Origin of the sequence: Hyphomonas adhaerens MHS-3, from assembly GCF_000685235.1 — a bacterium.
GTDB lineage: Bacteria > Pseudomonadota > Alphaproteobacteria > Caulobacterales > Hyphomonadaceae > Hyphomonas > Hyphomonas adhaerens.
In genome coordinates, this window is record NZ_ARYH01000001.1 from 645454 (window position 1) to 672049 (window position 26596).

At 64.0% G+C, this 26596-nt stretch carries 23 protein-coding genes and 1 tRNA gene; 11 read left to right on the forward strand and 13 right to left on the reverse strand.

Features of this window, described 5'->3' with window-relative positions; all coding sequences use genetic code 11:
- Positions 1-20: 20 nt before the first annotated feature.
- From HAD_RS03175 to HAD_RS03200, 6 genes are all read right to left on the reverse strand, one after another.
- Positions 21-1256, reverse strand: coding sequence for a murein hydrolase activator EnvC family protein (locus HAD_RS03175; RefSeq protein ID WP_035569385.1), 1236 nt, complete (start codon positions 1254-1256; stop codon positions 21-23).
- A gap of 35 nt (positions 1257-1291) precedes the next feature.
- Complete coding sequence (locus HAD_RS03180) at positions 1292-1822, reverse strand: hypothetical protein (protein ID WP_035569387.1); 531 nt, start codon at positions 1820-1822, stop codon at positions 1292-1294.
- Between the two features lie 23 nt (positions 1823-1845).
- Positions 1846-3276 (reverse strand): M28 family peptidase, encoded by a 1431-nt coding sequence (locus HAD_RS03185; protein ID WP_035569388.1) that lies wholly within the window; start codon positions 3274-3276, stop codon positions 1846-1848.
- Between the two features lie 70 nt (positions 3277-3346).
- Entirely contained in the window at positions 3347-3958 is a 612-nt protein-coding gene (locus HAD_RS03190; RefSeq protein WP_035571537.1) for a peroxiredoxin family protein, read from the reverse strand.
- Between the two features lie 191 nt (positions 3959-4149).
- Complete coding sequence (locus HAD_RS03195) at positions 4150-5493, reverse strand: hypothetical protein (RefSeq protein WP_156942143.1); 1344 nt, start codon at positions 5491-5493, stop codon at positions 4150-4152.
- A 172-nt stretch (positions 5494-5665) separates the two neighbouring features.
- Positions 5666-6442 (reverse strand): Bax inhibitor-1/YccA family protein, encoded by a 777-nt coding sequence (locus HAD_RS03200; protein ID WP_035569390.1) that lies wholly within the window; start codon positions 6440-6442, stop codon positions 5666-5668.
- A 357-nt stretch (positions 6443-6799) separates the two neighbouring features.
- On the opposite strand from HAD_RS03200, the gene HAD_RS03205 reads away from it, so the two are divergent.
- Together HAD_RS03205 and thpR are read left to right on the forward strand one after the other, a co-directional pair.
- Positions 6800-7135, forward strand: a complete 336-nt coding sequence (locus HAD_RS03205; protein ID WP_035569391.1) for a DUF2853 family protein — start codon at positions 6800-6802, stop codon at positions 7133-7135.
- 82 nt (positions 7136-7217) lie between these two features.
- Positions 7218-7754: an RNA 2',3'-cyclic phosphodiesterase gene (gene thpR, locus HAD_RS03210; RefSeq protein ID WP_035569393.1), complete on the forward strand. Its 537-nt coding sequence runs from the start codon at positions 7218-7220 to the stop codon at positions 7752-7754.
- A 4-nt stretch (positions 7755-7758) separates the two neighbouring features.
- Here the strand turns inward: thpR and HAD_RS03215 are convergent, their stop codons facing one another.
- The 6 genes from HAD_RS03215 to hemC form a co-directional block, all read right to left on the reverse strand.
- Complete coding sequence (locus HAD_RS03215) at positions 7759-9303, reverse strand: serine hydrolase domain-containing protein (protein WP_035569394.1); 1545 nt, start codon at positions 9301-9303, stop codon at positions 7759-7761.
- A 107-nt stretch (positions 9304-9410) separates the two neighbouring features.
- Positions 9411-9486: transfer RNA gene (locus tag HAD_RS03220), tRNA-Thr, on the reverse strand.
- Positions 9487-9577: 91 nt separating this feature from the next.
- Positions 9578-11017: a heme biosynthesis protein HemY gene (locus HAD_RS03225; protein ID WP_035569395.1), complete on the reverse strand. Its 1440-nt coding sequence runs from the start codon at positions 11015-11017 to the stop codon at positions 9578-9580.
- Positions 11014-12177: a COG4223 family protein gene (locus tag HAD_RS03230; protein WP_035569396.1), complete on the reverse strand. Its 1164-nt coding sequence runs from the start codon at positions 12175-12177 to the stop codon at positions 11014-11016. The genes HAD_RS03225 and HAD_RS03230 overlap by 4 nt, the downstream gene beginning before the upstream one ends.
- A 48-nt stretch (positions 12178-12225) precedes the next feature.
- Positions 12226-12930 carry a uroporphyrinogen-III synthase gene (locus HAD_RS03235; protein ID WP_051595887.1) on the reverse strand — a complete coding sequence of 235 codons (705 nt, stop codon included), beginning with the start codon at positions 12928-12930 and terminating at the stop codon, positions 12226-12228.
- On the reverse strand, positions 12927-13883 hold the full coding sequence (gene hemC / locus HAD_RS03240; protein WP_035569399.1) for a hydroxymethylbilane synthase: 957 nt from the start codon (positions 13881-13883) through the stop codon (positions 12927-12929). Before hemC ends, HAD_RS03235 begins: the two co-directional genes overlap by 4 nt.
- A gap of 105 nt (positions 13884-13988) precedes the next feature.
- Here hemC and HAD_RS03245 point away from each other — a divergent pair, with 105 nt between their 5' ends.
- Both HAD_RS03245 and HAD_RS03250 read left to right on the forward strand, forming a co-directional pair.
- Positions 13989-15866: a DUF885 domain-containing protein gene (locus HAD_RS03245; protein ID WP_035569401.1), complete on the forward strand. Its 1878-nt coding sequence runs from the start codon at positions 13989-13991 to the stop codon at positions 15864-15866.
- Between the two features lie 93 nt (positions 15867-15959).
- Entirely contained in the window at positions 15960-17144 is a 1185-nt protein-coding gene (locus tag HAD_RS03250; RefSeq protein WP_035569402.1) for an acyl-CoA dehydrogenase family protein, read from the forward strand.
- A gap of 219 nt (positions 17145-17363) precedes the next feature.
- Here HAD_RS03250 and HAD_RS03255 read toward each other — a convergent pair whose 3' ends face one another.
- Entirely contained in the window at positions 17364-17594 is a 231-nt protein-coding gene (locus HAD_RS03255) for a DUF1674 domain-containing protein (RefSeq protein ID WP_051595888.1), read from the reverse strand.
- A gap of 102 nt (positions 17595-17696) precedes the next feature.
- Here HAD_RS03255 and htpX point away from each other — a divergent pair, with 102 nt between their 5' ends.
- The 7 genes from htpX (at position 17697) to purH (ending at position 26588) form a co-directional block, all read left to right on the forward strand.
- Positions 17697-18596 carry a zinc metalloprotease HtpX gene (gene htpX, locus HAD_RS03260; protein WP_035569403.1) on the forward strand — a complete coding sequence of 300 codons (900 nt, stop codon included), beginning with the start codon at positions 17697-17699 and terminating at the stop codon, positions 18594-18596.
- A 10-nt stretch (positions 18597-18606) separates the two neighbouring features.
- Positions 18607-19950 carry an RsmB/NOP family class I SAM-dependent RNA methyltransferase gene (locus HAD_RS03265; RefSeq protein ID WP_035569405.1) on the forward strand — a complete coding sequence of 448 codons (1344 nt, stop codon included), beginning with the start codon at positions 18607-18609 and terminating at the stop codon, positions 19948-19950.
- Positions 19951-20042: 92 nt separating this feature from the next.
- Positions 20043-20540: an outer membrane lipoprotein gene (locus HAD_RS03270; RefSeq protein WP_051595889.1), complete on the forward strand. Its 498-nt coding sequence runs from the start codon at positions 20043-20045 to the stop codon at positions 20538-20540.
- Between the two features lie 79 nt (positions 20541-20619).
- The gene (rpe, locus tag HAD_RS03275; protein WP_035569407.1) at positions 20620-21288 is read left to right on the forward strand and encodes a ribulose-phosphate 3-epimerase; all 669 of its coding nucleotides are present in this window, start codon (positions 20620-20622) and stop codon (positions 21286-21288) included.
- Positions 21289-21306: 18 nt separating this feature from the next.
- A complete protein-coding gene (locus HAD_RS03280) occupies positions 21307-23037 on the forward strand; it encodes a heparinase II/III family protein (RefSeq protein WP_035569408.1) in 1731 nt (576 codons plus the stop codon).
- The gene (locus tag HAD_RS03285) at positions 23034-24926 is read left to right on the forward strand and encodes a polysaccharide biosynthesis protein (protein ID WP_084331752.1); all 1893 of its coding nucleotides are present in this window, start codon (positions 23034-23036) and stop codon (positions 24924-24926) included. Before HAD_RS03280 ends, HAD_RS03285 begins: the two co-directional genes overlap by 4 nt.
- 60 nt (positions 24927-24986) lie before the next feature.
- A complete protein-coding gene (gene purH / locus HAD_RS03290; protein WP_035569409.1) occupies positions 24987-26588 on the forward strand; it encodes a bifunctional phosphoribosylaminoimidazolecarboxamide formyltransferase/IMP cyclohydrolase in 1602 nt (533 codons plus the stop codon).
- Positions 26589-26596 lie beyond the last annotated feature (8 nt).

The window sequence follows — 26596 nt, forward strand, 5'->3', positions numbered from 1 at the left end:
AACCTCTTCAATGAGCGGTGTCACCCGCGACGCGGTAACCAGTCTGCAGGATTTTTGACCGTGTCGCCAAGTCTCAATTCCATATTGAGTTCCGGAGGCGGGTCGGACCGGTCCGGCATGCGGCCTACCGGCTCGCCCGCGGCCACTTTCTGGCCTTCGGTGACGTAGATACGGCTCATACCGGAAAGAATAACATGGTATCCGTCACTCGTCCGCAAAATTAGCATCATGCCGTAGGAACGGAACGGACGCGCATATTCCACCGCTCCGGCAACGGGCGCGGTGACCTGGGCTTCGCTGCGCGTGGAGAACGTGACCCATTCCGCCTTGCCGCCGGTGGCGAGCTTGTCGCCGAAGGAGTGAAGCACGCGCCCGGACACGGGCGGCTGCAGGGCGCCAAGCTCGGCCTTGCCGAGCGGACGGGTGCCCGGTGAGATGGGCTTCGGTTTCGGTGAGGACGGCGATGCGGAGACCAGGCGCGGCCGGAGGGCCGGTTTCACGCCCGGCGCAGACGGGGCATCGGATTCCAGCGCGCTCAACAGGTCCCGCAGCGTATCGGCCTCGGCGCCGAGTTTCGCCGTGCGCGATTTCAGCCGCGCAATGTCGCCGGACAGATCCTCGAACGCGCCCCGTTTGGCGGCGGCGAGGCGTTCGATTTCCACCTGTTTCAGGGCGAGCGTCGCTTCAGCGGCCTCCAGACGGGCCTTTTCGCCGCGAATCCGGCGTTCCAGCGCGTTCAGCTCGTCGATCTCGGCGCGCACTGTTTCTGTCCGGGCCGCAAGCCGCGGTGTGGTTTCGCTCATCAGGATGGCCCGGCGCACGGCGGTGTTTGCCTTGCCCGGCGAAATAACCAGGGCGGGCGGCTTGCGCCGGTTCGAGGCCGCCAGCGCCGCCAGCAGGTCTTCGAGGGCCTGTTGGTCTTCCAGCAGGCGCATCTGCGCCGTAATGCGCCGCGTCCCGAGATCGGCGAGGCTCTTTTCGGCTTCCGCTGCCTGTTCCTCGCGGCGGCGGGTTTCCATGGCGGCAGCGATCAGTTCCGCATCGACATTGTTGATGTCCTTGCGGGCATCTTCGCCGCTGGCCTGCAGGGCCGCGAGTTTCTGCTCGGCCACGCGCTTTTCGGATTCCAGCGCTTCGAGTTCCTCACGCGAGAACGTGTCCGGCGCAGCCGCGGCCAGCAGCAACAGCGAGACCGCCGGTGCCAAGGCCCGGGCAATCCGGGCGCCGAAGCTGTATGCGCGGGAATCGGGCATCATCCGGCCAGTTTTGCCGAAAGATGATGACCCGCACATTAACCAATTGGGGCCAGCGCCCGCTGAAGTGCGGAAATTTCATCCCGGATCAGCGCCAGCATCACGCCATGCTCCTTCACCGGAAAGGACGGGTGGGTCAGGCAAACCTGTTGCAAGACCTGCAGGACAGAACGGAACGCCTCGTTCACTGGCGGGTTTTCGGCCTCATCCGGCCTGTGCAGCACGCTGTTGCGGGCCGTCACCACCTGTTCGATGTCGCGAACCACGCGGCCGGGCAGTTCCAGCAATTCCGGCGGGTTGAGATATTCGGCCGACCGGGCCCGGCGGAGCAGCAGCGCCACCGGCGCGATCCGGTCCGGCTGGGAGGGGTCTGCGACATCCCCCTCCCCCGCACTTTCATAGCCTGACAGGGCCGCCACCAGCCCGGCCTGCAGCGCCGAGACGAGCGCAACAGAGACCCAGCGGCGGCGGGGCGCATCTGCCTCGCTTCCCGCCAGCTCCCGGCGTGCAAGTTTCAGCCCTTCCAGAACGGCTGAAAGCGCCGGGCAGATCCGCGCGCGCGGGCTCATGCTGCTCTCGTCTTCAGGCCGCCCTAGTCTTGTGGATCAGCCGGCTTGCGGAAATCCCAGCCCGACTGCGCCGCGATATAGGCAAAGGCGGCATAGACGCTGACATTCTGGCGGAAGGCATCCGGTTCAATCTTGTCGAACGTGTCGTCAGGTGTGTGGTGGTAGTCGAAATAGTCCCAGCCATCCTGCGCCGGCGTCACCACAGGCACGCCGGAGCGGGCCAGAACGCCGATGTCCGGTCCGCCACCTGCGAGATTGTCCCCCGGTGCCACGCCATAACGGGCCAGAACGCCCTGGATCTTCTTCGCGTAATCCAGCGCTCCATCGCCGAACTTTGTCTGGAACTGCCAGATATAGCTCGCGCCATGATCGCTTTCGGAAGCGAGCACGTGGTTGCCCAGTTCGTCTGCATGCTGACGGGCATAGGCATCGCCGCCGAACAGGCCGATTTCCTCTGAGCCATAAAGCACGACGCGGATCGTCCGGTCCGGCTTGCCGGGCAGCTGATCGATCAGCTTGGCGGCGCCGACAACGATGCCGCAACCGGCCCCGTCATCAATGGCCCCGGTGCCAAGGTCCCAGGAATCGAGATGGCAGCCGAGCAGCACGATCTCGTCCTTGTTCGCGCCGCCTTCGACTTCCGCGATGACGTTTCCGGACGGCGCCGCATCAGCCGTCTCCACGCCGATATCGAGATTGACGGTGACTGCGCCCCGCTCCAGCAGGCGGGCCAGCTGATCGGCGTCCGGCGCAGACAGGGCAGCTGCCGGGATCGGACCTGTCGGCTTTGCCACACCATCCGGCCCGCGTCGGTCAATGCCGCCGGTATGCGGGCGACGGAAATGGTCGGTTCCGACAGAGCGGATGAGGCAGGCCACGGCCCCCTTCCCGGCGGCGACTTTCGGACAGGCCGCCCGTTTCGCAACCGCGAGGCCATACCCGGCCCCCGTCTGGGTCCGCGTCATGTATTCGTCGATGAAGACGATCTTGCCGGCCACGTCTGCATCATCGGCTGCCTGCAGGTCTGCCAGAAGCTCGAACCGGACAATGTCCGCCTCCAGCCCGCCTTCCGGCGTTGGCGCACTGCCGCCGAGTGCCGTGATGATCAGCGGCTGGGCGCTGGCCCCGACCACACGGGCGGTTTCGTGCGTGCGCTTCCAGTAAGGCACGGTGAAGTCTTCGACATGGACATTGGCAAAGCCCATTTCGGTCAGTTCCGCGACCGCCCAGTCGCGCGCCCGTTTCTCGTCCGGAGACCCGGCAAGACGCGGGCCGATCTCGGTCGTCAGGTCCTCGACGAATTGCAGGCCGACATTGTCCCACGTGCCGGCATTCGCCAGCGATGTGGCGGTCTCCAGGACCTGCGCCTCACGGTCAGCCGCCTCTTCGGCGGCCGCGGTGAAGGTATGGCTGGCAGCAAGTGTCCCCAGCGCGGCAAGGGCAATCAGTCTCATCAGGCATCTCCGGAATGGTTTGCGCGGACGCTAAGCCATTCCGGCGGCGGTTGAAACCCGCCTGCCCGGTTCAGAGTGCCGCGGCCATGGCCAGGACCGCATCGACGGCCGGGCGGTCCTTGTAGCCCTCCTCCCGCATCACGGCCTTCACGGTGCCGTCGGCAGAGATGAAGATGATGGCCGGGTGCGGAATGCCGTCATAACGCGAGCCCGCAGGCACATCCGGATTGCGCAGGTCGAACGCGTCAATGGCGGCCGACCCGGTATCGGAATACAGGCCATAGGGCAGGTCTTTCGCGGCCTTGAAATCCGCCAGCGTTTCCGGACTGTCATAGGAGACCCCGATAAGGGTCCAGCCCTCGTCGCCGAGGGGGGCCGCGGCGTCTTTCAGGTCGATCAGCTGTTTCTTGCAGTACGGGCACCAGTCAGCCGATCGGAAAAAGGCAACGACCGTGCCTTTCTCTCCCGCAAGATCCGTGAAGCTGACCACGCCCTCCGGGCCCACGACAGAGGCCGCCGGGGCAGGTTGGCTCACAATGGGGCCGACCCGCATGCTTTCAGCCATGGCGGCCTGTTCGGCTTCGCTGGCCTTCGCGGAGAGAGCGGCGTCAGACGCGTCCTGCGCGGCGGCGGCAGCCGGCAAAAGCGCGAGCAGGGAGGCGAGGGAGGCAGTGCGGATCATGAGCATTTCCTTTTCTTGCCCTTCCCCTAACCGGGCCGGGCCCGCCAAGCGATGCACGAGCGCGTGAGCTCACGCAGGCGTGATGCTGGCGCCCGGCTCGCACCTGTGTCCACCGCGAGCAAATGAAACCTGAAGCGATCCCGGTCCTGAAGCTTCATCGCGCGTTTACGCTCATTTTCACAGGCCTTTATTTAACGGGGCTTCCAGAGAGACCTGACAAATTTGATGGCCAGCCACCCGATCAGCCACAGGAGAAGAACCAGCAACAAAGGCAAGGCAAGTATGAGCGTAATTTCACTGGCACCCAATACAAATAGCTCATCGCCGCCAGACGAGGAGAAAAAATTGTAATTCCGATACACGTCCACAACGCCTGCGGAGACACCGAGTGTGGAAATGACAGCAATAAACAATCCGATAGCGGCAAACCATCCGGCGCGTTGCTGATCCTTGAAGTCGTTCAGGTCGCTTTCGCGGGCAACGAATACATTTGCGATGCTCTTAATTCTCGCTTGCCGCTCATCGATCCTGGACCGTTCCGCCAACAAGGACAAAAACTGACGATCGTCGGCGGCATGTGTGAAAGATCGGATATCGACTAGGGAAGACACTGACTCCGCCAGGTAGGACAGGGCGCGGATAGACTGCCGGCTCACAATTTTGCCGCTGCGTTTCCCGCGTAGGGTTTCGTTCAGTACGGTTGAGCATTTGCCAATCAGGAACGTTTCCACATTTGTAGCGAACGTATCCGCAACACAATAATTGTGAAAAATTGAAAGAATCCGGTCCGGAAATTGCGGCCGATCACCTGACCTTCGAACGACTGCCAGCCACGGTTTGTAAATGACTTGCCCACTCCAGGTTTCGACCTTCTGACCGGCGGTATCTGTAATCACATTGTCAAACTGCTCATCCACCATCGTCTTGTCGATGATCAGCAGGGCTGAGATCCACTTTATTTCAATCAACTCATTGCTGGCGTGTATCGCGTTCGCCCGTTCGAGGTCGTGAATTTTCAGTTTTTTTGCGTGCCGGGATATCTCGTCGCGCAAATTCCGGAGTGTATTATTAAAGGCTGCGGCGAGTTCGACAATGGCACTATCCCCATATGCGGCGCACTCGATCGCCCGGTAAACGCGCTTGATCAGATCAGCGTCAGTATCGTCAGAAATTTCTCCATCTATGAGGACCATGACAACGCCGTTCGCATAAAACCGGATCGCGATTTCGGGCGAAAAGTTTTCCGTGATCCACACCGAAACATCAGGCCCGACCGGATCAAACAACTGTTTGTCAGCGTCGAGTGTGCAGTATTCGAGAATATCGGCGCTCAGACGTTCCCAAAGGCATTTTTCCATCCCCGCAAAGTGCAGGCCTCTGCCGAAAGGATTATCAACTCCGCTCACATAAGAAAGTTGAGCGGGGTCGGAGACGGGAAAGTCCGACACGCTATTGGCGAACGTTCTGGACAGCGCAATCGTCAAAATCCTTCGGACCTCGTCTGCCAGCACTTCGTCGGCGATGCCGAACACCACGCCGAAATCGATCGGGATACATATGTGAAGCCTCACAATAAGCCGCCCATAAAACTACCTTCGCTCAAATCGCAACTTTGGGATTAAACTAGGAAAACGCGCAGCGTTACGCAAAGTGAAAAAAAGCCCCGCCTGTCCGGGCGGGGCTTCTCGTCGCTATTCGTGATTGGTCCTATCGGCGGGACAGGAGCGACATGATCGTGACGAAGATGTTGTAGAACAGGATGAAGAAGTGCAGGGCACCCATGTTCGTCATCACGGCCAGGCTGCGCGCGTCCCCTTCCAGAGCGAAATAGGACTGTTTCAGCTGCTGTGTGTCCGTCGCGACCAGAATACCCGAAATCGCCAGCACACCCACGGTGATCGCGGTTTCAAGGAATCCCGACGGCGGGAACAGGAAGCTGAGCAGCGCCATGCCGACAATGCCCCAGAGGGCGAAGATGGCGACCACGCCAATCGGCTTCAGGTCCCGCTTGGTGGTGTAGCCATACAGCGACAGCGCACCGAAGGCCGTGGCCGTCAGGAAGAAGGCCTTGGCAATGGTGATGAATGTGGTGCTGTAGACGATGCCCGCGCGGCTGGCCGCTTCGGTGTTCATGGTGGCCATCAGCACCCACACAGACAGGCTGAGACCCAGTAAGGTCACGATTGTCCAGTAGAGAACCGCTGTTCCCAGCGGCGACGGCCGCTTCATGGCAAAGGCGGAAATCAGGATCAGCCCGATCGGACCGAACTGCACGACCATGCGAAACGGGGAGAACAGCACGAATTCGGTCAGCGCCGGGACGGTGTTGGAACCAACCAGGAATGCCAAGGCGCCTGCCAGGGCGATTCCGTAGGCAAGCTTCTGATAAACGCCCAGCATGAAGGCGCGCAGGCCCTCATTGACCGACATGTCCATCGAGCCCGCGCCGGCGGACGGCGAATAAGCACGATTGAAATCATTCATAGGTTTCAAGCCCTTTCTCTTAGCCGGGTGGATTATTTACCCGGAACATGCGCGAAATATGGGAGGGCTTGCCATCATGTGCAAGCAAAACCGGACATCCCTTCCGCTTGTTCATGCACCGGAAGCCGCCCGCCAGGCAAAAACACTTCAAACAAACCAGTCTTTTACTTGAGCCCCCCGCAATCTGTACTTGATTGCGACCCAACACGCCAAAGTATTCGCAAATTATCAGCCGCGACTTTTGAAGCTCAGCCACGCATATTCAGAAGTGGATTGACTAACCTTTACTCAAGGCTAATCTTCTGAATCTGGCGCAGTTCCAGCAGTGGAGGCGCCAAAGCACTAGGGGATACAATTATGGCAGACGCATCGGCTTACGCCGAGAATATCAAGAAATACGCAAATGGTGGGTACAATCAGGCAGCCGCCGAGAAGATCGTGGGACATCTCGGCATTGCCCTCCGCAACAAGGACAGCTCCATTGTCGCCTGCAGCGATGACGGCGAACTGGACCGTGTGCGGGAAAAATGGTGCCGCGGAAAACTGGGCCTCGCCGAGAAGCAGGGAGAGCTTGATACGGCCATCAAGACGATCTGTGATCGCATGAGCGCGGAAGGCGGACAGAAATCACGGGTCACCTTCTACTACCTCCTCGCAGAGCACTTCGGAAAGCTCGCCGAACTGGGCAGCTGATCCGGACTTTCATCACATCGGACAAACCCGGCCTCATCTGGCCGGGTTTTCTTTTTCCGCGTCCGGAGGCAGACAACCGGCCATGTACAGACTGTTTGCCGCCCTGCCCGTCCCCGAAGACCTGTGGGAAGGACTGGCCGCCCTTCAGGACGGCTTGCCCGGGGCGAGCTGGCGCCCGGAAGAGAATTTCCACATTACCCTGCGGTTTTTCGGTGACCTGACCTATCGCCAGGCACGGGACCTGGACGATTTGCTGGGGGACATCCGCTGCCAGCCATTCGAACTCTCGATAGAGGGCGCCGGCTGGTTCGGACGGCGCGAACCGTCCGCTGTCTGGGCACGGGTGCGCGAAAGCGATGAATTGCGCAGCCTGTCGGCCCGGTGCGAACAGGCGGCCCGCCGCCTCGGCTTCGAGCCGGACCGGCGCCCGTTCATTCCGCATGTCACGCTGGCCTACCTGCACAACGCCGCGCTGGAAGACACAAGGCGCTGGGTGGAGGCCCATCACGCCTATCGCAGCGGCCCGTTCATCGCAGACCGGTTCCACCTCTATTCCAGCCACTCCGCCAAAGGCCGCCCCAGCCGATATCAGGCGGAGGCGGACTATGTGCTGGAATAGCGGCTCAGGGCGCCGGAACGAAGCTGAGGTTCAGTTCCTGGATCAATGGCGGGTGGTTTGGTGACAGCAACAGCCAGCCCTCCATGTCTCCCGCCTCGCACGTCCATGTGAAGCGGCCGCTGAGATGCCCGTTCGCCCGGAACGGCGCGCCGGTGTCGCAGGCACCTGCCTCTGCCTTCAGGTCCGCCAGCGCGCGTTCGCGGACCGGAATGGTCGCATCCATCGTGAAGTTCATCGCCAGCTTGCCTTCGGCGGGTGTGAAGCTGCCCTGTTCGTACACGGCGCCCGCAACCGAATAGGCATCGGCGAGCGGAGCGCTGACCGGCCATTCGCGGGCAGGCAATTCGCCCGCAGTCGCCAGTTCAAGCGCCGCCTCCCGCACGATCCGCGACGGCGCCGCATAGGTCCGGTTGGCAAAGGCAAACACGCCGACGCCCGCATCCGGCATAAGCAGCACATTCGACCCATAGCCCGGATACCCGCCGGAATGCGCCATCGTGGTGCCCAGCTCGCACTCGGCCGTGACGGCAAAGCCCATCGCGTAATTCACCGCAACATCGCAGGTCTCGCCCTCTTCCAGGCCATCGCGCGTATAGACGCGCGGGAAGTTCAGGCCCTGCGACAGCTCGCGCACGGACGAGCGTTTGACCGGCCCGGTCTCTTCCCCGTCACGGGGCGGCCAGGCATCCAGCAGGAAGGCGACCCATTTTTCGTAATCCTCGGCATTGGTCATCACGCCGCCCATGGCGCCGAACACGCCCGGCCCGAGTGCCGGTTCTTTCGAGAACGCCCCCTCTTCCCAGCGATAGCCGAGCGCGCGGCGGTCCTGATCCACGGCATAGACGTCATACCCGGTCGAAGTCATGCCCAGCGGCAGCATGATCTCGGTGCGGATGTAATCCTCATACGGCATGCCGGAGAGATTGGTGACGATCCGGCCCAGCAGGGCGTAACCGAAATTGGAATATTCATACGCCATCTGCGGGGCGCGGCTGAATGGAACGCCTTCTTTGAGGACTTCGGTAAAGACCTCCTCGGGCATGTCCTGCTGGCGGTCGCCCCAGGGATTGTCCGTCACCAGGCCGCTGACATGGGCCAGCAGGTCCCGCACGCGGATGCGCGGGGAGTCCGTGGTCGGATAGGTCCAGCCTCTCAGCTCCGGCACATAGTATTCAGCCGGGGCATCGAGATACAGCTTGCCTTCATCCCTCAGCTTGAGGATGGCGAGTGCCGTGAACGCCTTGCTCATCGACGCGATGGAGAACAGCGAGTCCGCCGTGACAGGGGCCTCCGTTTCGAGGTTCGCGACGCCGGAGGTTTTGAAATAGACCAGCTCCCCATCCTTGACGATGCCCCACACAAGACCCGGCACATGCTGCGCCGTCTGGTAGTCCAGGAACCGCGCATCAATCCGGTCCGTGACCTCCGCCGGAATTGCAGGCGCGGCGGCGTCCGGTGCAGCGACGGCCTCTTCTGCAGAGGCCCCAAGCGCGGCCAGCGCGAGCACCGATCCGGCAAGCAGGCTTTTCAACGGGTGGAGCTTCATCATGGCAGTCCTCTTCCTTTTCCCCGCAACGCGCGCGGACAAGGCGGAACCTAACGGCGGTTCCGGACAACCAGCAAGCGCAAGTCGCCAAAAAGCGATGGAAAAGGGAATGGTGCCGCTAAGGTGACTTGAACACCTGACCCCCGCATTACGAATGCGATGCTCTACCAGCTGAGCTATAGCGGCCTAGACCATTCTGAAGGCCCGCCTCATACCGGCAGATGCGCGGTTTCGCAAGACGCTTTTGCCATCCCCGGCAGTGCACGTGCAGACGCGGTCAGTCGTCGTCGGAGGCATAGTCCAGCGGCGGGCTGAGCGGGCGGTCCGGTGCCTTGGGCGCTTCTGGCGCGGCTTCTTCCAGTTCCGGCCCCGGCAGCGCAGGCACACGGCCCGCTTCCAGTTCGCGGCCATAGGACTCGTAGCGCGGATGCACGAGGTCGCCGACATCGCCGAAGGCATAGACGAGGCGTGCCCAGCCCTGCTTGTCGAAATCGAAGGCATTGCCTTTCGGGTCGATGTCCGACCAGTCCGGTTCCCGCGAGGCGGAGACCGCCATCCGGCCCCAGCGCGCCGCTTCCGACTGGTCGCCATAGCCCTTCAGGGCCCGCTCCATCAGCAGGCACAGCCGCGCGGTCGGATTCTCTTCCACCAGCAGCGCCAGCGCCCGGATCGCGCCGACCCAGTCGCCCTTGTCCATGGCGATCTCGGCCATCAGGATCTTGCTTTCACGGTGGTTCGGCCGGGCCGCGATCAGGGCCTGAAGGCGTTCAGCGATGTTCGCCTGGCTGTCCTGCGGCACGAGGCGGCGGGCCAGCTGTGCCAGCGCCGGGTGCGGGCGGGCCTTCCAGCCAAGCGCCAGCACGCCTTGCGCGGCCTTTGCCTTGCCATCCACCATCAACGTCTTGGCGCCATGGAAAGCGGCGGGCGGGAAGCCCGGTGCGGACCGGATGGCTTCGGCCAGCGCTTTCTGGGCTTCGCTCTTGTGGTCATGCGGCAGGCCAACGGCATGAGCCGTCAGCAGCACGGCGCGGCGGCGGCGCAACCCATCGCCCTTGATCATGCCCCGGCGCTCGCCCGTGGTGAGCGTATCCAGCGCCTTCTCCCACTCCCCTTTCGAGACCTGCAGGTCGAACAGGGAATTGAATGGCCAGTCGGCGGAAGATTTGAGGCCGAGCGCTTCGCGGGCGCGCGTTTCCGCTGTCAGCTGGTCGCCGCGCTCGGACGCTGCCATGGCAGAGCCGCGCAGGCCCGCAAGCTGGCCGCCCGGCAGGCGGGTCAGCTGGCTCCAGGCCCGTTCGGCCCCGGCCCAGTCATCATTCGCTTCGGCGGCGCGCGCTTCCAGCAGCAGTTTCAGGCGTTCGTCCTCGGCATGCTTGGCCGCCTTGCGGGCAAGCTTCAGCGCCGCTTCGGCATCGCCGGCTTCGGCGGCCAGCAGGCCCTCGGTCAGCGCGGCGTTCGCCTTGCGCGATTTCGACCGGCGGCGGGACCGGGCAATCCGGCCCGGCAGAACGAAGATGCCTGAAATGACCCACCAGGCCGCCGCCATCAAACCTGACAGGGCCAGCACGAGCGCCACGGCGGCGCCGGACTTGATGGAAATCTCTTCCGTCCCGATCGGCACGGTCACCTTGCCGGGAAGCGTATAGGCCCACCAGCCGAAAGCGAGCGCTGCGATCAGCACGATCAGAAGCACGAGAAACACGATGATCCGGTTCATGGTGTCTTGGCGCCCCCATCCGCCAGGGCGAGGCGCACGGCCTCCAGCGAAGTTTCCAGAGTGATGCGCCGTTTCGCATCTTCGGTCCATCCGGACATTGCCGTGCCTGTCGGCCCGTCCAGCCGGGTTGTATAGGATACGGCGTCTTCAAGGTCACCCTTTTCGAGCGCTTCGGCCGCCCGCGACAGCAAGGCGAACGGATCGGCATCGCTGCCATCCGCCTTGCGGACGGTGACGGCGCCGCCAAAGAATTTGTTGATCCAGCCCCAGCGCCCCGAGTCTTCCGTCGGCACGGTCCGGCGCGCGGCATCGGCGGCGGCGGCGAACGTCTCTGTCAGCTCCGCCCGGGTTGGCACGCCTTCCGTTGCCAGCGGGCCGAGGACGCGGACATCATCCGAGGTCGGCAAGGCGGCGCGCAGCGCCCGGTAGTCGGACTCGAAAGGCTCTCCCCGGCGGGAGGCCGCTTCGATGGCTGACAGGGCCAGCGCGGCTTCGGCGACCGAACTGGCGGAGGCGGCTTCGGCGCGGGCATCGCTCTGCTCGGTCTGGACGCGGGCCAGCATGTCGGCGAGGGAGCGGCCCTGCTTTGTCTGCTCCAGTGTCGAGTCGCGAAGCGTTTCCACGTCCCGCTCCAGCGCGGCAACGCGGGGACTGAGATCTACCGGCAGGGGCCGGGCTTCAAGCGCATCCAGCCGGTCAGACAGGGCGCCAAGTGCCCGGGCGAGGTCTTCCGGGGCCACCGTGTCGCCGGGTTCGACGGATTCCAGCGCATCGAGCCGGGCAATGATGCCGGTCAGGTCCACCGGCGCGGCATTGCCGGCGGGGAGGTTGTCGATCCGGTTTGCCAGTGCGTCGATCCCGGCCTTGAGCGCCGCGCGGTCGTCCGGGGCGGCCTGTTCCAGCTTGCCGATCCGGTCGTTCAGCGCGGCAACTTCTTCATCGGCATTTCCGAGGCCACTGCTGGGAGGCAGCACCATATGGGCGCCAATGCCGATCAGGCCGCCAAGCCCGGCTGCCATGATGCTCATCACACCGGCGCCGAGCCAGCCGGGTCCGCCGCCCGCTTTGGGCGCCTTCCCCTCATCGGGGGCCAGTTCGAAATCCGCGTCGATCGGTTCACCCGGGTCGACGGAGCTTTCAGGGATAGAATCGTCTGTCATGTCGAATCCGGTTTCAGCCTGCTTACACTCGCACAGGATTCCGGCTGCTTAAAGGCCGCTGGCCACAGCGGCGAGCGTGGCGAGCAGCGCGTCTTCATTCGGGGCTTCGGCGATATGGATCGCGGCGACCTCCCGGCTCTGCAGTGGACGGGCCGCCGCTTCGGAGATCGCCACAATAACGGCCTGGTCCAGCCCGCCGGCAGCCCAGGCAAAGGCCGCCGCCGCTTTTGCCGAATGGATGAGGACACAGGCCGGGCCTGCCGCCAGCGCCGCTTCCGCCTCAGGCGTCAGCTCATCGGCGGGAAGGGTTTCATAGAGGGCGAGGAAGTCCGCCGGGATGCCGCCTTCCTTCAACCGGGCAACGAGATCGCCTGCGGCGGCCTCATTAGCAACGTGCAGAACGCCTTCGGTCCCTTCCGGCAGGGCCACCAGAATATCTGCGGCAAGCGCGGCCGCATCGCCTGCGCCTTCATAGACAGCGGCAAAGCCCCCCTCCCGTGCGGCCGCCGCGGTGGACGGACCGACACACCAGGCCTTGGCCGCCCGCAGGGTGCTGGCCTCTGTAAAGAAGCGCACGCCATTGGCGCTGGTGAAGACGAGATGCTGCACGCCGGAGAGATCCGGCAGATCCACATTTAGCCGGGCGAGCGACAGCATGGGCGACGCAATCGGCGTCACATCCATCGCCGCCAGCCGGGCCATGGTTTCGGAGGCGCCGGGTTCGGCGCGGGTCACGATGACCGGAAGGCTCACCAGTCCCCCTCGAACGCAGGCAGTTCGCCGCCCGCCTGCTGGCGGATCTCGTTCGCAATGTCCTTGCCGAGCGCTTCGAGCTGAACTTCGTTGGCCGCTTTCCGGCAGGTACCTTCGGCGCGCCAGCGGGCGCCGCCATCCATGGCCAGCACTTCACCGACCAGATGCCATTCCTCGCCCTTGTCGAATGTGTGCGCGGCAATCGGCGTGCGGCACGATCCGTCCAGCGCCAGCAGGAAGGCCCGCTCGATGATCGCGGCCGCCGCGGTCGGCACATGGTTCAGCCTGTGCAGCACGGTGGCGGCCTCGGCGTCCATGTCCTCGCGCATGACCACGCCGACAATGCCCTGCGCCGCGGCCGGCAGCATGTCGGTCAGCGGGATCGGCGTCGCCACTTCCGGCTGGCCGAGGCGCGTCAGCCCCGCCATGGCCAGATAGGTCGCATCCGCGAGGCCCTCTTCCAGCTTGCGCATCCGGGTCGCGACATTGCCGCGGAAGGTGACGATTTCGAGGTCCGGGCGCATGGCGCGGGTCTGCGCTTCCCGGCGCAGGGACGCCGTGCCGACCTTGGCGCCCTGTGGCAGGTCCATCGGGCTTTTCGCATGCGGGGACAGGAACCCCTCGCGCGGGTCTTCACGTTCCGGGAACGCGGCGAACACCTGGCCCGGTTCCAGCACGGACGGCACGTCCTTCAGGCTGTGGACCGTCAGGTCGACTTCGCCGCGCGTCAGGGCCGCGTCCAGTTCACGGGTGAACAGGCCCTTGCCGCCGGAATTGATCAGGCGTTCGGTCGTCAGCTGGTCACCGGATGTGGTGAAGGTGACGATCTCGCCAGTCATGGCGCCATCCGAAGCCGCTGCGATTCCGGCCGCGATCTGATTTGCCTGAATCAGGGCCAGCGGCGAACCACGTGTTCCGATCCGGAGCGTTCTGGGGGAATTTGTTTCAGTCATCTCCCTCCCCTAGCGCCGGGCGTGCCGCTTGCCAATTGACAGAGCGACGCGGAAGCGGCTACCAAGCCTTATCGTTTATCGACAAATCCCTTTTCGGAGACCCCCATGATCAAACCTGCCGTGTCAGCGCTGGCGCTGGCCTTTTCGCTCGCCGCCTGCGGACAGCCAGCCGACAAACCTGCCGCCCCCGCCGCCGCAACTGAGCTGACCGCCGACCAGAAGGCCGAGATCAGCAAGGAGTTGAATGAGTGGTTCGATGCAAAATACGAGGAATCGCTGCAGGATAGCCCGATCACGATGACCTTCCTCGGCCGGAAGGACCTCAACGACCAGATCGACTGCTTCACCTTTGCCTGCGCCGATGAACAGCTGGCCCGCCAGAAGGCCGCCGTCGAGGAAATGAAAGCCAAGTTCAATTATGACGACCTGTCGGACGCCGACAAACTGTCCTGGGACCTCTTCGAATACCAGTACGATCAGGCCGCCGAAGCCGCGAAGTTCCGCTATAACGGCTTTGTCTATGACCAGATGAACGGCCCGCAGGGCTTCATCCCGCAATTCCTGATCAGCTTCCACAATGTCGAGAATGCCGACGACATGCGCGCCTATGTTTCGCGGATCCGCGAATCTGCCCGCGCCCTGAACGAAGCAACCGACGTGGCCCGCGAGAGCGCCGAGCACGGCACACACGCGCCGAAGTTCGCTTATGAGGGCGTAATCGACCAGTCGCGGAAAGTCATCACCGGCGCGCCGTTCACTGACGGGCCGGACAGTGCCCTGATGGCAGACGTGAAGTCCGAACTCGCCACGCTGGTGGAGAATGGCGAGCTGACTCAGGACGAGTCCGACGTGATCCTCGCTGACGCCACCGATGCGATGACGAACGATTTCCTCGACGCCTTCGACAACATCATCGCGTTTGCGACCGAGGACATGGCGAACTCGCCGGATTCCACGCAAGCCGTCGGCGCCTTCCTGCAGCCGGACGGCGCGGCCTATTACGAGGAACGCCTCGCCAACAACACGACCACGTCGATGACCGCCGACGAGATCCACGAAATCGGGCTTGCCGAAGTGGACCGGATCCATGCCGAGATGGAAGCCATCAAGGACAAGGTCGGCTTTGAAGGGACGCTGAAGGAGTTCTTCGCTTTCCAGCGCGACTCCAAGGATGATGAACGCTTCTACTATCCGGATACAGATGAAGGCCGTCAGGCCTATATCGACGACGCCACGGCGAAGATCGAGAACATCAAGGCCAAGCTGCCGGAGTTCTTCGGCATCCTGCCGAAAGCGGACCTCGTCGTGAAACGCGTCGAAGCCTTCCGCGAACAGCCGGGCGCTGCCCAGCACTACTTCCCCGGCACGCCGGACGGCTCGCGCCCCGGTGTCTACTACGCGCATCTCTCGGACATGAAAGCCATGCCGAAGGGCGAACTGGAAGTGATCGCCTATCATGAAGGCATCCCCGGCCACCACATGCAGATTTCGATCGCGCAGGAGCTGACCGGCGTGCCGCAGTTCCGCACCCAGATCAACTTCACGGCCTATGCCGAAGGCTGGGGGCTCTACTCCGAATGGCTCGCCACGGAATTCCCGGGCACCTATGAAGACCCCTATTCCGACTTCGGCCGTCTCGGCTCCGAGATCTGGCGCGCCATCCGCCTCGTCGTGGACACCGGCCTGCATTCCAAGGGCTGGACCGAAGAACAGGCCGTGCAGTACTTCCTCGACAATTCCGCCATCACCGAGGCGCAGGCACGCTCCGAAGTGCAGCGCTATATTGTGATGCCGGGCCAGGCCACGGCCTACAAGATCGGCATGATCAAGATCCAGGACCTGCGCAAGCACGCCGAAGAGGAGCTGGGCGACAAGTTCGACATCCGCGGTTTCCACGACACCGTGCTAGGCGGCGGCTCGATGCCGCTCGACCTGCTGGAGCGCCGCGTCGACCAGTGGATCGCCGATCAGAAGGCCGCTTAAGGCCACGCATTCGCCAATCAGGCGACGCTGGGGCAGGGCTTGCATCAGGCAGGCCCTGCCCTACGCTTTTGAAGGAAAGCTACGGAGCCAAAGATGGACCTTTCCTTCAGCCCTGAGATCGAAGCCTTCCGCACAAAGGTGCGGACCTGGTTCGAGACAGACTTCCCGAAAGACATCATCCGCAAATACAAGGCCGGCCTGCCGCTGACGACGGAGGAAGTGCGCCGGTCTGAAATGGCCCTTGGACAAAAGGGCTGGCTCGCCACGGCCTGGCCGGAGGAATATGGCGGCCCCGGCTGGGGGATCGAAGAACAATACGTCTTCGACGAGGAACTTGAACGCGCCGGCGTGCCGACGGTCACCCCGATGGGCGTCATCTATGTCGGCCCGGTGATCTACACATTCGGCTCGGACGAACAGAAAGAACGCTGGCTGCCCGGCATCCGCGACGGCTCGGTCGGCTGGGCGCAGGGCTATTCCGAACCGGGCGCAGGCTCGGACCTCGCCTCCCTCCAGTTTAGCGCGAAATTGGACAATGGCACCTACACGCTCAACGGCCACAAGATCTGGACGTCCGCGGCCCAGCACGCCGACTGGATCTTCCTGCTCGCCCGCACCTCGCAGGAGGACAAGAAGCAGAAAGGCATCAGCTTCATCTGCTGCCCCATCGATGCGCCTGGCGTCACCGTGAAACCGATCATCACGATCGACGGCAATCACGTCCTGAACGAAGTCTTCTTCGAGGACGTGAAAGTGCCCGAAGACAACCGGATCGGCGAGGCCGGAAAAGGCTGGACCTATTCGCAATACCTGCTCGGCTTCGAGCGCACGTCTTACGCCCGGATCGGTGGCAAACGCGCCATGCTGCGCCATATCCGCGACGTGGCCATGTCCACGCCGGACGGCAGCGGCGAGCGGCTGATTGATGATGAAGGGTTCGCCCGTCGCCTGACCGAAGCCGAGATGGCGGTCGACGGGCTGGAGATGACGGTGTTCCGCGTCCTGTCAGCGGCCGCCCGGGGCGGTTCCCCCGGCGATGCGGCCTCAACGGTGAAAATCCTCGCCACGACAACCCACCAGCAGATCACCGAACTGATGGTGGATGCCGCGGGCGCGTGCGCCCAGCCGCATTTCAGCTTCTGGGCAGGCCAGAACGACCCCGGCGGCTCGCCGGGGCGCGACATGGCGACATATTTTGCAGGGCGTGCCCAGTCCATCTATGGCGGCACGAACGAGATCCAGCGGACAATCATTGCACGGAAAGTGCTTGGTCTTTGAGGGCTGCCGAGGACCAGAAATCGCACTGCGATTTCCCGAGGCAGGCCCAAGCGCAAGCGCCGGGCTTCTGCTCTTTGCTGTTCCATCCTTCGACTTCGCTCAGGATGAGTCCGTGCTTGTTGAGCGCTCATGCTGAGCGCTTCGAGGGATCAGAAATCGCACGGCGATTTCCCCGAGAAGGCCCAAGCGCAAGCGCAGGGCACGAAGCACGCGCGCGGGCTAAAAGTCGTACGCAATCCCCTTGCGTTCCCAGTCCCCGTACCGGGTCGGTTCAATGCTTCTGGGTCCGCCATGCTCGTCTTCCGGCAGGGCGGCGGCATCGGCCGCTTCTTTGGCCTTGCGGGCATCGGCCTCTTCCAGCGCACGGCGGGCAGCCTCCGGCAACGCCTTGCGGCGCGCGATTTCCTCGTCCGTCAGGACAGGGATTACAGCTTTGTCATCGCTGGCCATGAAGACTCCTCTTTTCGTTAACGCTCGCCATATAGGAGTTGCGGCCGGGGAGTGCTAACGCACCGCGTACATACGCGGAGAACAGAGTGGAGTTAAGGCCCAATGGGCACACTGAAAACCTTCATCCTTCTCGCGGCGATGACCGCGCTCTTCATGGGCGTCGGCTACCTGATCGGCGGCGTGCCCGGCATGGCCCTGGCTTTCGTCGTGGCCGCCGCGATGAACATTTTCTCCTACTGGAATTCCGACAAGATCGTCCTGTCGATGCAGGGCGCGAAGGAAATCGACCCGCAGACCGCCTCCCCCATGCTGCGCACCTTCGCCAAGGACGTCGCCCTGCTGGCAGACCGCGCGGGCATGCCGCCGCCGCGCGTCTACATCATCGAAACGCCCCAGCCGAACGCCTTCGCCACCGGCCGCAACCCGCAGCACGCGGCTGTCTGCGCCACGACCGGCCTGCTCGGCATGCTGAACCGCGACGAAGTCCGCGGGGTGATGGCGCATGAGCTGGCCCATGTGAAACACCGCGACACGCTGACCATGACCATCACCGCCACGATTGCCGGTGCCATCGGCATGCTGGCGAATTTCGCCCTGTTCTTCGGGCGCGATCGCACCGGGCTGATCGGGTCCATCGCGATCATGATCTTTGCCCCGCTGGCCGCCGGCCTCGTGCAGATGGCCATCTCGCGATCTCGCGAATACGAAGCCGACCGCATGGGCGCAGAAATCTGCGGCAACCCGCTCTGGCTCGCCTCGGCGCTCGCGAAAATCGAACGCGGCGCCCGCTCCACGATCAATGTCGCCGCCGAGCGCAATCCGGCCATGGCGCACATGTATATCGCGAACCCGCTGAACGGGCGCGGGGCGGACAATCTCTTCTCGACCCACCCGGCAACCGCCAACCGGATCGAAGCGCTCCGCCGTCTCGCGGCGGACATGGGCGTGACCGCGCCGCAGGCCTCCCCGGCCATGCGCCGCGAAGCCGGCCCCTGGGGATAAGGACCACATCATGAGCGGCGCATTGGTGCGGCGGGCAGCCGCCGATCTCCTGTTTCTCACTCTCGAAAAGCGCCGCACGCTGGACCAGGCCATGGCCGAGTCCCCGCCCTTCGGCGACCTCGACGGACCGGACCGGGCGTTTGCCCGCGCCATCGCCTCGGCCGCCCTGCGCGAGCTTGGCCGCATCGACCGCGCGCTCGCCCCCCTCCTCTCCCGCCCGCTACAGGCCGCCAGCCCCGCCATCCGCGCCCTGCTGCGCGTGGGCGCCGTCCAGCTCTGGCGGATGGATGTGCCGGAACATGCCGCCGTCTCCGAAACCGTCGAGGCCGCCAAGGCCTGGCAGGACGCCCGCTCCGGCGGCGCCTTCCTGAACGCCGTGCTGCGCCGCGCCGCTGCCGAGCGCCCGGATCTTGATGCCCTGCCCGTCACCGCCATCTGGCCGGACTGGCTTGCCGCCGCTTTCGAGGACAGCGTCGGGGCAGACGGCGCCGCCGCTCTCGCCGCCGCCCAGCTGGCCGAGCCCGGCATTTTCCTCACCGCAAAAACCAACGCCGCCGCCGTCGCCGAAGTGATCAGCGGAGAGCTGCTCGCCAGCGGCTCCATCCGCGCGCCCGGCGGCCCGGTCGAGGCATTGGCGGAGTATGGTAGCGGTGATTGGTGGGTGCAGGACCCGGCCGCCGCCCTGGCCGCCAACCTGCTCATGGCAAGCGCATCCGGTGATCCGGCAAAGTCCGATATGATCATGGACAAATCCGGCATGGACGCGGGCAAGTCAGCCGAAATCACGGCCATCGACCTTTGCGCAGCCCCCGGCGGCAAGACGCTGCAACTCTGCGCCGCGGGCCTTAATGTCATCGCGGTCGACCGGTCGAAACCGCGCCTGAAGCGGCTGGAAGAGAACCTCGCCCGCACCGGTCTGTCTGCCGAAATCATTACAGCGGACGCCGAAACGTGGCGCCCGGAAACGCCTGCCGACCTTCTGCTGCTGGACGCGCCCTGTTCCGCCCTCGGCACGCTGCGCCGCCACCCGGAAGGCGCCTGGATCAAGCGCGAAGGCGACATCGCCCGCTTCCCGGATGTGCAGTATCGGCTACTGAAAGCGGCGACAGAGATGGTCCGCCCCGGCGGCACGATCCTCTATTGCGTCTGCACGCCGCTGAGGTCCGAAGGCGCCGATGTGGTGGACCGCGCCGTCGCCGAAGGCCTCGTCACCCGCCTGCCCGTTTCGCCGGAAGAGGCGCCCGGGTTCGCGTCCTGCATCACCGGCTCCGGCGACGTGCTCACCCTGCCGGGCGAATCAGCGGAACATGATGCATTCTTCATGTCACGGCTGTCGCCTGAAGCGCTAAAGTAACCCCACCGCCTAGAATTTGCCGCTGAAGGTTCATCTACCATTCAGCGAGCACATGCCAGAAAGACCCCATACACTGTGCAGGGAGCACTTAAATGACCGTTGTTTCTTCCATCCGCACCTCGACCGGTAAACTGGCCGCCGGTGCCTTCCTGGCGCTTAGCCTGTCGCTGGCTGGCTGTGCCTCCACCCAGGGCGTCAACACCGTTTCGCCGGGCGCTGTCGGCCAATCCTCCCGCGTCTATCACGGCACGATCATGTCGGTGCGTGAAGTCACGATCCAGCCCAAGCAATCGATGATCGGCACCGCTGCCGGTGCGGTCCTGGGCGGGCTTGCAGGCTCTGAACTCGGCGGCGGCGACAAGGCCCAGACCGCTGGCGCCATCGGCGGCGCCGTGCTCGGCGGGATCGCCGGCAACGCGGCCGGCAAGGCTGTCGGGACCGGCAAGGGCTTTGCCTATGTCGTCCGCTTCTCCAGCGGTGAGACGCAGGAAATCGTACAGGGCGCAGATGTCTACATCGCCCCGGGTACGCCGGTTGACATCATCGCCAGCCCGGATGGCTGGAAGCTGATTCCGGCCGCCGCGTACTAAGCGTCCGCCGTTCAATCTGAAGCAGATCAGGAATGCCGGGCGCCTTGTGTGCCCGGCGTTTCCCATTTAGGGAGTCTATATGCGCGACGTACTGATTTCACCTTCGATTCTCTCTGCAGACTTTGCCTGTCTCGGGGAGGAAATACGAGCCATCGACCATGCTGGCGCCGACATGATCCACATCGATGTCATGGACGGCCATTTTGTGCCGAACCTGACATTCGGGCCGCCGGTGATCGAGAAGCTTCGTCCGCATACGAAAAAGCCGTTCGACGTCCACCTGATGATCGCGCCAGTGGACCCGTTCATTCACGCCTTCGCAAAAGCCGGCGCCAATATCCTGACCGTACATCCTGAAGCCGGCCCGCACCTGCACCGGACGCTTCAGGCGATCCGCGCCGCCGGGATGAAGCCCGGGGTCGCGCTCAATCCGGCCACACCTGCAAGCATCATCGAACCGGTTATCGACGATATCGACCTTGTCCTCGTCATGTCGGTGAATCCCGGCTTTGGCGGGCAGGCCTTCATCGAAAGCCAGCTGCGCAAAGTGGAGCAACTGCGCCGGATGATCGACCAGACAGGGCGAGACATCATCCTGGAAATCGACGGCGGCCTGAACGCCGAAACCTCACCCAAAGCCATTGCAGCCGGCGTGACGGCCATCGTTGCCGGGTCTGCCGTATTCAAGGGCGGCCCGACGGCCTATGCCGACAACATTCGTACCCTGAGACCCAGCGTACACGCCTAAGAAGATAGGACGCGCCCCGTGTCAGGTGGAGACAGCCAATACGCTGCTGATCGGGCCCCGCGAACGGGAGCGGACGATGCTGCATTGTGGCGCCGGTTCCGCGGCGTGGGCGGCGAAGATGCCAAGATCGGGGCCGTCCAGCGCCTGAAGCAGACCGGACCTGTCCCGCAGGGATTCACGCTGCACCTGGCCGATCTCGTCCCGCCCGACACGTTGCGCGGCGAAGCGCTGATGCGCGATGTCTGGCGAATCGGCATGTCGCGCATGACGCTGGAACCGGGGCAAAGCCCCTGGTCTGTGCCGATGCCCTCCAAACATGTCGCCGACAGATTGCACAGGTTTGCGTGGCTGCCGGACCTGTTTTCCCAGGGCGATGAGGGTGCCATCCGGGCAAGACATCATGTCGATACCTGGATCGAGATGTATGGCGGTTTCAACGGCTTCGCCTGGCGGACGGACCCGACCGCTGCACGCCTCTGGCACTGGCTTCGCTGCGGGGAAGACCTGTTCGAGGAAGGCCCCGAACCCGCGCGCCAGGCCCGCCTCGCCTGCCTGCTGCACCAGCTGCGCTATCTTGAAAGCCAGTCCGATGCGGCGGTCGATCCGAAGGCCCGCTGGATGGCGGCCGTGGTGCAGGTCGCCGGGGCTTTGTGTTTCAACGACCGCCCTGCCCTCAACCTCGCGCTGGACAGGCTGGACGCGGAGTGCACGGCGCAGATTCTGCCGGATGGCGGCCATGTCAGCCGGGCGCCGTCGCGGCTCCTGTTCTGCCTGCTGCAATTGCAAACGCTGGAGGAATTGCTGACCCGCGCCGGCATTGAGCCTCCGGACTATTTCGGCAAATGGATTCCACGGATGGGCGCCATGCTGGCCTTCTTCCAAACCGGGGACGGCGCCCTGAACCCGTTCAATGATGGCGACGAATCCCGGCCGGAAGTCGTGGACGCTGCCCTCTCACGCCTGCCTGCCCCGCCACGGCGGTTCACCTTTGCCCCCAAATCCGGCTTCCAGAAACTGGAGAAGCACGGGCTGCGCCTGGTGCTCGATTGCGGCGCGGCGCCGGGCCTGCCTTTTGGCGACCAGGCCCATGCCGGGGCACTGGGTTTTGAATTGTCCGACAGTTCCTCCCGGATCGTCACATCCTGCGGGTTCAGCGCCGAGGTGAACATCGACTGGCAGGCCGCCGTCCGCCGGACCAGCGCCCATTCCACGCTCATCTTGTCCGGCCGCGATTCGGCAACGTTCTCACTGAATGACTCGACGCGCCTGCTGTCGGCCAGCGGCCCGGAGGGAATCTCGGCAAAACGGCTGGAAGAGGCTGACGAGATCTGGCTCGATGCCCAGCATGGCGGCTACAAGCCGGCGCATGGCCTGCTGCACCGGCGGCGCCTGTTCATGGCCGGGGATGGCCGGCGGCTCGCCGGGGAAGATTCGCTCGTGCGGCCGATTTCCCAGACCCCGGCGGAAGACCGGAAATTCATAAATTTCGAGATCCGCTTCCATTTACATCCAACCGTGGAAGCCATGATGGGAAAAGATGCGATTCGCCTGATATGCGAAAATGGGGCTGTATGGCGCTTCAAAACGAGTCATGAAGGGGCAAGACTCGAACGGACGGCCTATCTCGCCCGAGGCGTAGTTGAACGCCCCGAGCAAATTGTGATCGCTGGCTTTGCGGATCCGAATAGTGACGGAACCGAACCGCCAAACTGCGTCCGCTGGGCCTTTGTGAAGGAACCGAGTGCATGACGCCTCAACGTGCCGCACGCAGAGCCATGTTCCTGACTCTGGGGTTCGACCTCAGCGCAGCTGCAGGGGCCATGATCGTTGCAAATGTCCTGTTCTGGTGGGCGGACGAACCGCGCGGGCTGTTTCCGATCGGCTCGGCCTTGCTCAGCACGGTCTGTTTCACGGCCGCGGTGGCGGCCGGATTCCTGGTCCTGCGTATCCAGACACAGGTCTGGCGGCATATCGGCTGGCCCGATGCCGTTCGGATCATGCAGGCGATCGCGCTGTCCGGCCTGATCTACCTGCCGATTGCCGGCCTGCTAAATGGCGCCCTGTCCCACCCCTGGGGCATCCTGCTGACCGCCCTTCTGATCTGGACGATCTGCCTCTTCACCGGCCGGATGGTCGCCCTCTCGCGCTCCACACGCAAGCCGATGCAGATATTCAGCCCGATCGCCCGCGATGCCCGGCCGATCCTGCTGGTCGGAGACGTAGCGAGCTGTATCGGCGTGATCCGGCGCCTGCAGACCCCAACAGAAACCCAGAATTTCCGCCTGCTGGGCCTGATTGATACCGACGGTAATGATTTTGGCCGCGCGATCCGCGGTGTGCCGATCATGGGCGGGCTGGAAGATCTGTCGAACGTCATTGATGTTCTCTCGGTGCGCTATGAGCACACGCCGTGGGTCGCGGTCACGGGCGCGGCGCGAGACCGCAAGACCATGATGCAGATCCTGGAAACCACATCTGCGCACGGCGCGCAGATCATGGCGCTGTCCGGCGAAGAAACGGCCCAGCTCCTGGAAAAGGTCCGCCCGGCAGACCTGTTGGCCAGGGCCGAGCGGAGCCTGAACATCGCCCCGGTCCGCGACAGGATCGAAGGGGCACGCGTCCTGATCACCGGGGGCGGCGGCACCATCGGATCCGAACTGGCCCGCCAGGTCGCCGGACTGCACCCGGCCCAGCTGACCATCATCGATTCCTGCGAGTTCAATCTCTACAGCATCGACATGGAGCTGACGAAGAAGTTCCCCGAGATGGAGATCAGTTCGCGCCTCGGCGATGTGCGCGATTCCCAGCGCGTGCGCGACATCTTCCAGAACGCCCAGCCTGAAGTCGTAATCCACGCGGCCGCGCTGAAGCACGTGCCGCTGATGGAGCGCAATGTCTGCGAGGCGATCCTGACGAATGTGGCAGGCGCCGTGAACTGTGCCCGGGCGGCCGCATCCGTCGGCGCAAACAGCTTCGTGTTCATCTCGACCGACAAGGCCGTCGACCCCGACAATGTCATGGGCGCCACCAAACGCCTGGCCGAGATCGCCATTTCCCGCATTGCCGAGGAAGCCGGCATGGCGGCCGCCATGGTCCGGTTCGGTAATGTACTCGGATCCTCCGGTTCGGTCGTTCCCCTGTTCGAGCGGCAGATCGCCGAGGGCGGGCCGGTGACCATCACCGATATGGGCGTCACCCGGTATTTCATGACCGTGGAAGAAGCCTCTTCGCTCGTCCTGCAGGCGGGCGCGTTGCAACATGAATGCGGGAATTCGGACATCTATGTGCTCGACATGGGTGAGCCGATGCCGATCCTGCAACTGGCCGAAACGCTGATCCGCCTGAAGGGCCTGATCCCCGGTGTCGATATCGAGATCGTCCAGACCGGGCTGCGTGCGGGCGAGAAAATGCACGAGGCACTGACCTACGAACACGAGACCGTCACCCGGACCGATGTCGACGGTGTCCTGCGTGTTGCCAGCCGTACACCCTCCTCGGAACTGTTCGACAAGCAGCTTTCCGCCCTGATCGAAGCGGCGAGCCGCCGGGAACGGTCCGAAGCGCTGCGCATGCTGGGCATGATCGTCCCGGAATACGGGGTGGAGCGGGCTGCAAAAGCGTTCAAGGACATCGCTTGACGCCCTGCCCTGCCGTGCTAACCCGCGCGGCAACGCATTGTCCTTCCTGGAGATCCCCTCATGTCCGACGCCGCCAGCGGAGCCCCCGTTCGTATTCGCCGTGCCCTCCTGTCCGTTTCCGACAAGACCGGCCTTGTCGAACAGGCGAAAAAGCTCGCTGAAAAAGGCGTGGAACTTGTCTCCACCGGCGGCACGTCGAAACTGCTCAAGGAAGCTGGCCTAGCGGTGAAAGACGTGGCCGACCTGACGGGCTTCCCGGAAATGATGGATGGCCGCGTGAAGACGCTGCACCCGGCCGTGCATGGCGGCCTGCTTTACCTGCGCGACAATCCTTCCCACGTGAAAGACGCCGAAACCCACGGCATCGGCGCGATCGACCTGATCTATGTGAACCTCTACCCGTTCGAGGCCACCGTCGCCTCCGGCGCCGACTTCGAAACCTGTATCGAAAATATCGACATTGGCGGCCCGGCCATGCTGCGCGCAGCGGCCAAGAACGGCGCTTTCGTTGCCGTCTGCACCGATGGCGGCGATGTCGACAAGGTGCTGGAAGAGATGGACGCGAATGACGGCGAGGTCTCCGTTGCCCTCTGCCGCAAACTGGCCGCGAAAACCTATGCCCGCACAGCCGCCTACGACGCTGCGATTTCCAGCTGGTATGCCGCGCAGCTGGACGAGACGGCACCGGACTGGGCGGCCCTCGGCGGCAAGCTGCAGCAGTCCCTGCGCTATGGCGAGAACCCGCACCAGAAAGCCGCCTTCTACGTCACCGGAGAGAAGCGCCCCGGCGTTGCCACGGCGAAACAGCTGCAGGGCAAGGAACTGTCCTACAACAACATCAACGATACCGACGCGGCCTATGAACTGATCGGCGAGCTTGGCGCGGAGACGCCTGCCGTCGCCATCATCAAGCACGCCAATCCGTGCGGTGTGGCCCAGGGCGCGTCCGTCATCGAAGCCTACCGCGCCGCGCTTGCCTGCGACTCGACCTCGGCCTTCGGCGGCATCGTCGCCCTGAACCGCGCGCTCGACGAAGAGACGGCCAAAGAGATCTCCCAGATCTTCACCGAAGTCGTCATCGCGCCGGGCGCCGACGCAGCGGCCGAAGCGATCTTCGCGAAGAAAAAGAACCTCCGCCTCCTGATCACCGAAGGCCTGCCCGATCCGGCCTCGGCCGGACGGTTCGTGAAAACCGTTGCTGGCGGCTTCCTGATGCAGGACCGCGATTTCGGCCGCATCACGAAGGCCGACCTGAAAGTCGTCACCAAGATCGCCCCGACTGACCAGCAGCTGGATGACCTCCTCTTCGCCTGGCGCGTCGCCAAGCATGTGAAATCCAACACGATCGTTTATGCGAAAGACGGCGCGACTGTCGGCGTCGGCGCCGGCCAGATGAGCCGCGTCGACTCTGCCCGTATCGCGGCGCGCAAGGCCGAGGATGCCGCGGAAGCTGCTGGCTGGGCCGAACCGAAGACCAAGGGCTGCGTCGCAGCTTCCGACGCCTTCTTCCCCTTCCCCGATGGCCTGCTTCAGGCGGCCTCTGCCGGAGCCAGCGCCGTGATCCAGCCGGGCGGGTCGATCCGCGACGATGAAGTGATCGCCGCCGCCGACGAAGCCGGTCTCGCCATGGTCTTCACCGGCATGCGCCACTTCCGCCACTAGGACCGATC